This is a genomic window from Streptomyces prunicolor NBRC 13075 (assembly GCF_000367365.1).
Classification (GTDB): domain Bacteria; phylum Actinomycetota; class Actinomycetes; order Streptomycetales; family Streptomycetaceae; genus Streptomyces; species Streptomyces prunicolor.
The window spans coordinates 84,830-94,453 of the sequence record NZ_BARF01000106.1; the positions used below are offsets into that span (position 1 = coordinate 84,830).

Genomic DNA, 9,624 nt, shown 5'->3' on the forward strand with positions numbered 1-9,624 from the left:
CGTTGTGAGCGTTGGCACCGAATCGACGAGTACGGCGGTGGATGTGCGCATCATGACCCGCGCCGAACTCGCCCTGCACGGCGTCGCGTTGGACGCCCCCGTACGGCGGCCCGACGGCGCGGGTCCGAGCGGCGACGGTCACGTCCTCGTCGACGGTGCCAACGCCGCACTGCCCACCAACCCGGCCAGCCCCTACCGCGTACGCGACGGCAGCGTATGGCTGGGCGACCAGGACACCGGCCTCGCCCTGACCGCCGTGAGCCGCCCGAAGTTCTACGACCTGACCACCGCAGACGGCACCTCCTACGAGCACATCGCCCGCCTCCACGGCGCCGACGTCCTCGCCACCACCGTCGTCCAGACCTGCATCCGTTACGCCGAGTCGGACCGCTGTCGCTTCTGCACCATCGAGGAGTCCCTCCGCTCGGGCGCCGCGGTCGCCGCCAAGACCCCGGCGCAGCTCGCCGAAGTCGCCGAAGCGGCCGTCCGGTTGGACGGGATCAAACAGATGGTCATGACCACGGGCACGACTGCCGGCCCCGACCGGGGCGCGCGCAATCTCGTCCGCTCCGTGCGCGCCGTCCTCGAAGCGGTGCCCGGCCTGCCCATCCAGGTGCAGTGCGAACCACCCGGCGACCTCGCCTGGATCCGTGAGCTGCACGACGCCGGGGCCGCCACGATCGGCATCCACGTCGAGTCCCTCGACGAGGAGGTACGGCGGCGCTGGATGCCGGGCAAGTCGACAGTCCCGATGACCGAGTACGAGGCCTCGTGGGACGAGGCGGTGCGGATCTTCGGACCGAATCGCGTCTCCACCTATCTGCTCGTCGGACTCGGCGAGGACCCGGACGAACTCATCGCGGGCGCGGGCGAGTTGATCGACCGGGGCGTGTACCCGTTCGTCGTCCCGTTCCGCCCGATGGCCGGCACGCTCGCCGCCCGCGACGGCATCCCGGCACCGAGCGCCGAACTCCTGACGTACGTCACCGAGCGCGTCGCGGCGAAACTCCGCGCCGCCGGGATGAGCGGCGCCGACCAGAAGGCGGGCTGCGCGGCCTGCGGTGCGTGCAGTGTTCTGCAGTCGGCGGGCGGGTGATGGCCGTGTACCTCGACGGCTCCACGGCACCCCTCGCGTCGGACGGACCGGTCGACATCCTGGCCCTGCTGGGCGACCGGAGCACACTCGACCGCCGTCCCGCGTTCCACATCGAACAGGCCGCCGACAACGCCGAGTTGGCCGCCTACCGACGGTTGCGCACGGAGACCTTCGTCCACGAACAGGGACTCTTCACCGGCGACGACCTCGACGACCGTGACGCCGACGCGCGTACCGTCGTGCTGGTCGCCCGGGCCCCGAACGGCACGGTCATCGGCGGGGTGCGGCTGGGCCCGGTCGACGACGGTCCCGACCTCGGCTGGTGGCAGGGCGGCCGACTGGTCGTCGCCCCGCAGGCACGCGGCCCGCACGGAATCGGCGCGGCACTGGTCCGGGCGGCCTGCGCACGCGCCGAGGCGGAGGGTGTCCTGCGGTTCGACGCGACCGTACAGGCCCGCAACGAGGTGCTCTTCAGACGGCTCGGCTGGCAGTCGGTGCGGGCCACGGAAGTCGCCGGCACTCCACACGTCCTGATGCGCTGGCCCATCACACGGATCGCGTCCCAAGTCGCGGCCACGAAAGCCGCGTTGGGCCCGCTGCTCGCCGAACTCCCCGCACCGCCCGGCTTCGTCGGCGACGACGGCGCACCCGTCCCCGGCACCGACGTCATCGCCGCGTGCGACGCGATCGTGCCGTCGATGGTCGAACGGGACCCCGAGTGGGCGGGCTGGTGCGCGGTCCTCGTGAACGTCAACGACCTTGCGGCGATGGGAGCTTCACCGGTCGGCCTGCTGGACGCGGTGGGCGCACGCGATGCGACACACGCCGCTCTGATCCTCGCCGGACTGACCCGGGCGGCGCAGGCGTACGGCGTCCCGGTGCTCGGCGGTCACACCCAACTCGGCGTCCCTGCCGCCCTGTCGGTGACCGCGCTCGGCCGCACCGACCGACCTGTGCCCGGCGGCGGTGGACGCCGAGGGCATGCCGTACGGCTCACGGCCGACCTCGGCGGCGACTGGCGCGCGGGCTACCGGGGCCGCCAGTGGGACTCGACCACCCTCCGTCGCACGGACGAACTCCTCACCATGACAAGGGCGGTGGCCGCCGCGCGACCCGCCGCCGCGAAGGACGTGTCGATGGCCGGGATCGCCGGGACGCTGGGGATGCTCGCCGAGGCGAGCGGCTGCGGGGCGGTGCTGGACGTGGCCGAAGTACCGCGTCCGACGAACGCCTCGATGGGCGACTGGCTGACCTGTTTCCCCGGCTTCGCGATGCTCACCGCCGACGGCCCCGACGCGCACCCGCTGCCCGCCGGGCCCGCAACGGGTGCTGTGTGCGGGGAGTTGACCGCCGGGCAAGGGGTCGGGCTGCGCTGGCCCGACGGAGAGATCACCGAGGCGGTCGCCTCCGAGGTGACCGGAATGGGGACGGCATGAGCACGCTGCGGATGGCGGCCGTGTCCGCCGAGTTCGGCCGCGACCTGGAAGAGGGCTTCGCGATCGTCGAACGGCTCATCAAGGAGGCCGGCGAGCAGGGTGTACGGCTCCTCGCGCTACCCGAGGCGTGCCTGGGCGGCTATCTGCTCAGCCTGGACGACGACAGCGAGCTGGACGAGGGCCCGCCCGCGCTCGCCCTCGACGGCCCGGAAGTCCGCCGACTGGCCGCGCTGGCCGGTGAGTTGACGGTCGTAGCCGGATACTGCGAAGCCGCAGAGGACGGGCGCCAGTACAACAGCGTCGTCTGCGTGACAGGCGACGGCGTCCTCGGCAACCACCGCAAGGTCCACCAACCCCTCAGCGAGGACGCCAGCTACGCCTCGGGCGACCGCTTCCACGCCTTCGACACACCGGTCGGTCGGCTCGGGATGATGATCTGCTACGACAAGGCGTTCCCGGAGTCGGCGCGGGCCCTGGCGCTGGACGGCGCCGAGATCGGGGTCTGCGTGTCGGCCTGGCCGGGCGCGCGCACCAAAGCGAGCGCCGATCTCGAACAGGACCGCTGGAAGCGGCGTTTCGACCTGTTCGACCGGGCGCGGGCGCTGGAGAACCAGATCGTGTGGCTGTCCGCCAACCAGGCCGGCACGTTCGGGTCGCTACGCTTCGTCGGGAGTGCCAAGGTCGTCGACCCGGGCGGTGAGATCCTCGCCGACACGGGCGTGACGGCCGGCATCGCCGTCGCCGAACTCGACGTCGCACAGGCTCTGGAGACCGCCCGCCGGTCGATGGGACACCTGCGCGACCGGCGGCCCGAGACCTACGGACCAGCCCCGGGAGCAGTCACCGCTTGACTTCCTCCCCCGCCTAAAAGCGGGGAATTCCAGCGGTCGCCCGCGGGGGTTCCTGCTTCACCGACGACTGCCCGCCAGGAGTACTCCCTTGAGGTCTTACACCGTCTCCACAGGCCGAGACGGCCAGCCCGGCCGCCTTGATGTTGCGGGCCGCGTTGATGTCGCGGTCATGTACGGCGCCGCAGTCGCACGTCCACTCGCGGACGTTCAGCGGCATCTTCGCCGCGACCGTGCCGCAGGCCCCGCACAGCTTGCTGCTGGGGAACCAGCGGTCGATCACGACGAGTTCGCGCCCGTACCAGGCGCACTTGTACTCCAGCATGGAGCGCAGTTGCGTCCACGACGCGTCACTGATGGCGCGTGCGAGCCCGCCGTTCTTCAGCAGGTTGCGGACGGTGAGGTCCTCGATCACGACCGTTTGGTTCTCACGGACGAGACGAGTCGACAGCTTGTGCAGGAAGTCGCGGCGCCGGTCGGCGATCCGCGCATGCACGCGGGCGACCTTGCGGCAGGCCTTTTCGCGGTTCGCGGAGCCCTTGGCCTTCCGGGACAGTTCCCGCTGCGCCCTGGCGAGACGAGCACGGTCACGGCGCTCGTGACGCGGGTTGGTGACCTTCTCGCCGGTGGACAGGGTCACGAGGGACGTGATGCCGGCGTCGATGCCAACCGCGTTCTTCGTGGCCGGAGGCGGAGCAATGCGGTCGTCGCACAGCAGCGACACGAACCAGCGACCCGCCGCGTCGCGGGACACAGTCACCGTGGTCGGCTCGCTGCCCTCGGGCAGCGGACGCGACCAGCGGATGTCCAGCGCACCGGCCATCTTCGCCAGAATCAGTTGTCCGTCGCGCCACGTGAAGGCGCTACGCGTGTACTCGGCCGACGCCCGCGACTTCTTCCGGGACTTGAAGCGCGGATACTTCGCACGCTGGGCGAAGAAGTTCCCGAACGCCGTCTGAAGATGCCGCAGCGCCTGCTGGAGCGGGACCGAGGACACCTCCGTCAGGAAGGCCGGTTCCTCGGTCTTCTTCCACTGAGTCAGCGCGGCCGACGACTGGACGTAGGAGACGCGGCGCTGCTCCCCGCACCAGGCCCGGGTGCGCTCTTCCAGCGCCTTGTTGTAGACGAGGCGGACGCAGCCGAACGTACGCGACAACTCAGCTGCCTGCTCGTTCGTGGGGTAAAAGCGGTATTTGAACGCCCGCTTGACCTGCCGCGCCATACCTCACACCGTATCAACCCCTGTGTGAGCGGCGGGTGTCGGCCGGTGGACGGTGCACACCGATCCGCCCTGACGGCGAACCAGCTTCTCCTGCCCAGCTTCGCAGGAGCTTCGCTTCCTCCCCCGGCCGAGGCCGGGGGTATCCACGAAGGAGAGCCCCGATGAGCACCGTCCGGATCGCGGCCGCGGCCGCCCACTTCGGCCGCGACCTGGAGTTCGACCTGGCCCGCGTCGCCAAACTCATCGACGACGCCCGCGGCAACGGCGCCGGACTGCTGGTCCTGCCCGACGCCACCCTCGGCGGCTACCTCGCCGACCTGCGCCACCCCGACCCCCAGACCCTCCCCCCGGCCCTCAAGCCGGACGACCCACTGATCCTCCAAGTCGCCCGGCTGGCAGCCGAGATGGTGGTGTGCGTCGGCTACTGCGAGGACGGCGGGACCGAGCGCTACAACGCCGCGGTCTGCGTCAGCGGCGACGGCATCCTCGGCCGGCACCGCAAGGTCCACCTCCCGGCCGGCGAGGTCGCCGCGTACACGGCAGGGGACCGCTTCGACGCCTTCGACACCCCGGTCGGCCGCCTCGGCATGCTCATCGACTACGACAAGACGTTCCCCGAGTCGGCCCGTTCGCTGGCCCTCGACGGCGCCGAGATCCTCGCCTGCCTCTCCGCCTGGCCCACCAGCATCACCAACCGCGCCCCACGCATGGCCCAGGACCGCCAGGCCCGCCTCTTCGACCTCTACGACCAGTCCCGCGCCGCCGAGAACCAGGTCGTCCTGGCCTCCTCGAACCAGACCGGTGCGATGGGCGGCATGCGCTTCCTCGGCCAGGCCAAGGTGGTCGGCCCGGGCGGCGACATCCTCGCCCGCACCTGGTCCAAGGCCGGCCTCGCCGTCGCCGAGATCGACGTCGCCGCCGAGACCGATCGGGCCCGCCGCGTCCTGCGCCACCTCGACGAACGCCGCCCCGACGCCTACCGGGAGTCCCGTACGTGAAGATCGCCCTGCTCAGCTACTCCACCAAGCCGCGCGGCGGAGTCGTCCACACCCTCGCCCTCGCGGAGGCCCTCGCGGCACTGGGCGAGGACGTCACGGTGTGGACCCTGGGCCGGGGCGGCGACGCGGGCTTCTTCCGCCCGGTGCACCCGGCGGTCCGCGTCCAGATCGTCCCGTTCCCCGACGGCCCGCCCGCAGAGACGGTCGGCGAACGCATCCTGCGCTCCATCGCCACCCTCCGCACGGCCTTCGACCCCACGCCCTACGACATCGTCCACGCCCAGGACTGCATCAGCGCCAACGCGGCCGGCCGCTGCGTCCGGACGGTCCACCACCTCGACCACTTCACCACCCCCGAACTGGCCGCCTGCCACGAGCGCGCGATCGTCGAGCCGTACGCGCACGTCTGTGTATCGGGGGCGGTCGCGCGGGAACTGGCCAAGGGCTGGGGCATCAACGCCCGGGTGATTCCCAACGCGGTCGCGTACGACCGCTTCGCGGTTACCGACCCTGCCGCGCGGGCGAGTTGGCGCTCCCGCCTCGGCCCGTACATCCTCACCGTCGGCGGCATCGAACCCCGCAAGGGCTCACTGGACCTCCTGGAGGCCTACGCCCTCCTGCGCGCCACCCGTCCCAACGTCCGCTTGGTGACCGCGGGCGGCGAGACGCTCTTCGACTACCGCGACTACCGGGCGAGTTGGGAAGCGCGGGCCGCCGAACTCGCCGTAGAACCAGTGGTGTTGGGGCAGGTCGGAGAGGACGAGCTGCCATCGCTGGTGGCTGCGGCGGACGTGTTCGCGTTCCCGTCCCTCAAGGAGGGCTTCGGTCTCGCGGCCATGGAGGCGTTGGCGGCGGGGGTTCCGTTGGTCGTGCGGGATCTGCCCGTGTTGCGTGAAGTGTTCGGCGGGGCTGCCCAATTCGCCGCCACACCGCAGGACTTGGCCACCGAACTCGGCCGCGCGCTCACAAACGAGGACCCCGTCCGCGTCGCAGCCGGGCGTGCCCTCGCCGCCCGCCACACCTGGGACGCGGCGGCCCTCAGTCACCTCGACTTCTACCGGTCCCTGAACCCTCGCCCATGAACAGCCCCTGTCAAACAAGGGCGTTGACACCTCACCCGATCCGCGTCACGGTGAGGGCCCGTCGCGCCCGGAGGTCGTCCATGGCTCCGTTATCCACGCCCCCGTCAGACACCGGCCTCGTCGAACGCGTACAGGCGATACAACCCCTCCTCCGCGAGCACGCGTTGCGCACCGAGCAGGAGAGAAGGGTGACCGGGGAAGCGGTGGCGGCGCTGACGGACGCCGGTGTCTACCGGATGAACGTCCCCCGGCGGTACGGCGGTTACCAGAGTCGGTTGAGCACGCAGGTCGAGGTGTTGGGCGAGATCGCCGCCGGGTGCGGTTCGACCGGCTTCATGGCGCTGAACCAGGCCGGGTGTTCGTACATCGCCGCGCTCTTCCCGGACGAGGCCCAGGACGAGATCTTCACCAGCCCGGACGTCCGGATCGGCGGCACGCTCATCCCGGACGCCGTCGCGGTCGCGACGGACGGCGGCTATGTCGTCAACGGCACCTCGGCCTTCGCCACCGGTTGCCAGAACGCCGACTGGCACCTCCTGACGGCCCGCGTCGAGTCCGACGGCGGCCTGCCCGAGGTGCTGTGGACCGCCGTGCCGATGTCCGATCTGGAGATCCTCGACGACTGGTACGTCTCGGGGTTGGCGGGGAGCGGCAGCAACAGCGTCGTCGCACGGGACGTGTTCGTGCCCGCGCACCGCGTGCTGCCCGTAGGGGCTCTGCTGCGCGGCGAGTCGGCCTCCAAGGCCAACGCGGACGACCCCTTCTACCGGATGCCGGTGCTGCTGCTGTTCTGCGCCTGGACGGCACCGAACGCGCTGGGCCTGGCCCGGGCCGCCCTCGCGGAGTTCACCGAGCGCATCCACCATCGGGGCATCACGTACACCTTCCACGAGCGGCAGTACGAGGCGGGCGTCACACATCTCCAGGTCGCCGAGGCTGCGTTGAAGATCTCCTGCGCCGAGTTGCTGACCGGCGAGTTCGTCGCCCGGATCGAGGCCGCGACCAAGAACGGCGACCCGTCGTACACCCAGGCGGACCGGGCCAGGATCCGCGCACAGAGCGGCTACACGACACGCCTGTGCAAGGAGGCGGTAGACCTCATCGCCTCCGCCTCCGGAGCGTCCTCCCTCCACCGGGACGTCCCCGTCCAGCGGGCCGTACGCGACCTGCACGCGCTCAGCCTGCACTCCTTCGTCAACCCGACCACCAACCTGGAGCTGTACGGCCGGGTGCTGGCGGGACTCGACGCGGGCACGCCGTTCCTCTGACCGGGTCGTTCATCCCAGAGTCGCCAGCCAGGCGGCGGTGTCGTCGGGCCGGGCGAACCGGTGCGCGGCGAGGGGAGCGAAGCGGGGTTCGCGGATACGGCGTTCGATCTCGCTCCTCCGCCCCGCGTGCTGGGACCACGCCCACCAGGCCGGGTGTTCCCGGCTCAGCCAGCCCGCCCAAGTCTCCCTGTTCCCACCGAAGATCCTCTCGCGGGTGACCGTCCGCCGAAGGGAACGGCGCAGCACCCGGGGCATGATCACGCGTCGCGCGTAGTCCAGCCAGAGCACCGTGTCGGCCTTCTCCCAGAGCAGATCACGGACTTCGGGCGAGCCGATCGAGTCGATGATCCAGCGGGGTTCGGAAGTGAGCCGCAGGACGTCGTCGGTCAGGGCTTCGTTGACGGTCCAGTCGGGGCCGGTGAAGTAGAGGGTGTCCATCTCGTGGTACGGCACGCCGAGCCGCTCGCCCACGGCCCGCGCGAGCGTCGACTTGCCCGCACCTGTCGCCCCGACCACCAGGATCTTCTCCATCCACGCACACTAACTAGGATGTGCGGTGCCCGCCGATCATCAACAGGAGCCCCGCCATGAGCAGTCCGCACCACGCCCACGCCTCCCTGGACGGCCTGGTGACGGGAGACGCCTTCGGCGACGGCTGGTTCACCCGGTCCGACGAGTCCGCCGAGGAGTTGCTGACCGCGCGGGAACTGCGCCCCGCGCCGTGGTCGTGGACCGACGACTCGGCCATGGCGTTCGTCCTGTTCGCCCACCTGGTGGCCCACGGGGAGGTCCAACCGGACGCCCTCGCACGGGAGTTCGCAGCCGAGTACCACCGGGACCCGAGTCGGGGGTATGGTCCGTCCATGCACAGCATCCTGCGCCGCATCGGCGACGGCGAGGACTGGCAGGCGGTCACCACCGGACAGTTCGGCGGACAGGGGTCCTACGGCAACGGCGCCGCGATGCGGGTCGCCCCACTGGGGGCCTGGTTCCGGGGCGACTTGGTGGCCGCCACCGAGCAGGCCCGGCTGTCCGCGCTGACCACCCATGCCCATCCGGAGGCCGTCGCCGGGGCGGTGGCCGTGGCGGTCGCCGCCGCGATCGCGGCCGCCGGGGAGGGTCAACAGGCCGCGCCACGCGCCGAGTTCCTGCGGGAGGTCGCCTCGCACGTGCCGGAGAGCGATGTCCGCTCCGGCCTGCTGGTCGCCGCGAATTTCTCCGAGCGGACGTCGGTACGGCACGCGGCCTCCGTGTTGGGCTCGGGGACGCTCATCTCCGCCCCGGACACCGTGCCGTTCGCCCTGTGGTCCGCCGCGGGTCAACTGGACGATCTGCCCGAGGCGTTGTGGCAGACCGTCGCCGGGTGGGGCGACCGGGACACCACCTGCGCGATCGTCGGAGGTGTGGTCGCGGCACGCACCGGCACGAGTGGCATCCCGGCAGCCTGGCGGGAGGCGTGCGAGGCGATCCCGGCGTGGAGCGGCTGGGCCGGGCAGGTCAGTCCGTCCCGGTGACCCGACGTCGACCGGTGACCTTCGAGGCCGGGAGGCGACCGGCTCTCGACATACCGGTGAGGGCGTCGCCCTCGACGGTGACCGCGAAGGTCAGGTTCAGGCGCAACGGCTTGGTGACCGCCTGCTTCCAGGTGACGCGATCGCCGTCGACGACGACATT

The 9,624-nt window shown here is 71.2% G+C and carries 9 protein-coding genes; 7 read left to right on the plus strand and 2 right to left on the minus strand.

Going from position 1 to position 9,624, the window contains the following annotated elements; genetic code table 11:
- Positions 1-4: 4 nt before the first annotated feature.
- The 3 genes from SPR02S_RS44875 to SPR02S_RS44885 are packed head-to-tail and all read left to right on the plus strand — an operon-like array spanning position 5 to position 3,383.
- Complete coding sequence (locus tag SPR02S_RS44875; protein WP_245607733.1) at positions 5-1,096, plus strand: MSMEG_0568 family radical SAM protein; 1,092 nt, start codon at positions 5-7, stop codon at positions 1,094-1,096.
- Positions 1,066-2,532, plus strand: a complete 1,467-nt coding sequence (locus SPR02S_RS44880) for an MSMEG_0567/sll0787 family protein (RefSeq protein WP_245607734.1) — start codon at positions 1,066-1,068, stop codon at positions 2,530-2,532. The genes SPR02S_RS44875 and SPR02S_RS44880 overlap by 31 nt, the downstream gene beginning before the upstream one ends.
- Positions 2,529-3,383, plus strand: a complete 855-nt coding sequence (locus tag SPR02S_RS44885) for a carbon-nitrogen hydrolase family protein (protein ID WP_019063598.1) — start codon at positions 2,529-2,531, stop codon at positions 3,381-3,383. The genes SPR02S_RS44880 and SPR02S_RS44885 overlap by 4 nt, the downstream gene beginning before the upstream one ends.
- Before the next feature lie 13 nt (positions 3,384-3,396).
- On the opposite strand, the gene SPR02S_RS44890 is transcribed toward SPR02S_RS44885, so the two are convergent.
- Positions 3,397-4,602: an RNA-guided endonuclease InsQ/TnpB family protein gene (locus SPR02S_RS44890; RefSeq protein WP_019063599.1), complete on the minus strand. Its 1,206-nt coding sequence runs from the start codon at positions 4,600-4,602 to the stop codon at positions 3,397-3,399.
- A gap of 161 nt (positions 4,603-4,763) precedes the next feature.
- Between SPR02S_RS44890 and SPR02S_RS44895 the strand changes: the two genes are divergently transcribed.
- The 3 genes from SPR02S_RS44895 (at position 4,764) to SPR02S_RS44905 (ending at position 7,950) form a co-directional block, all read left to right on the plus strand.
- A complete protein-coding gene (locus SPR02S_RS44895) occupies positions 4,764-5,600 on the plus strand; it encodes a carbon-nitrogen hydrolase family protein (protein WP_019063600.1) in 837 nt (278 codons plus the stop codon).
- Positions 5,597-6,682, plus strand: coding sequence for an MSMEG_0565 family glycosyltransferase (locus tag SPR02S_RS44900; RefSeq protein WP_019063601.1), 1,086 nt, complete (start codon positions 5,597-5,599; stop codon positions 6,680-6,682). The genes SPR02S_RS44895 and SPR02S_RS44900 overlap by 4 nt, the downstream gene beginning before the upstream one ends.
- A gap of 80 nt (positions 6,683-6,762) precedes the next feature.
- On the plus strand, positions 6,763-7,950 hold the full coding sequence (locus SPR02S_RS44905) for an acyl-CoA dehydrogenase family protein (protein ID WP_026151454.1): 1,188 nt from the start codon (positions 6,763-6,765) through the stop codon (positions 7,948-7,950).
- Between the two features lie 9 nt (positions 7,951-7,959).
- Here SPR02S_RS44905 and SPR02S_RS44910 read toward each other — a convergent pair whose 3' ends face one another.
- Entirely contained in the window at positions 7,960-8,481 is a 522-nt protein-coding gene (locus SPR02S_RS44910; RefSeq protein ID WP_019063603.1) for an AAA family ATPase, read from the minus strand.
- A 56-nt stretch (positions 8,482-8,537) separates the two neighbouring features.
- Between SPR02S_RS44910 and SPR02S_RS44915 the strand changes: the two genes are divergently transcribed.
- Positions 8,538-9,464, plus strand: a complete 927-nt coding sequence (locus SPR02S_RS44915; protein ID WP_019063604.1) for an ADP-ribosylglycohydrolase family protein — start codon at positions 8,538-8,540, stop codon at positions 9,462-9,464.
- Positions 9,465-9,624: the final 160 nt, after the last annotated feature.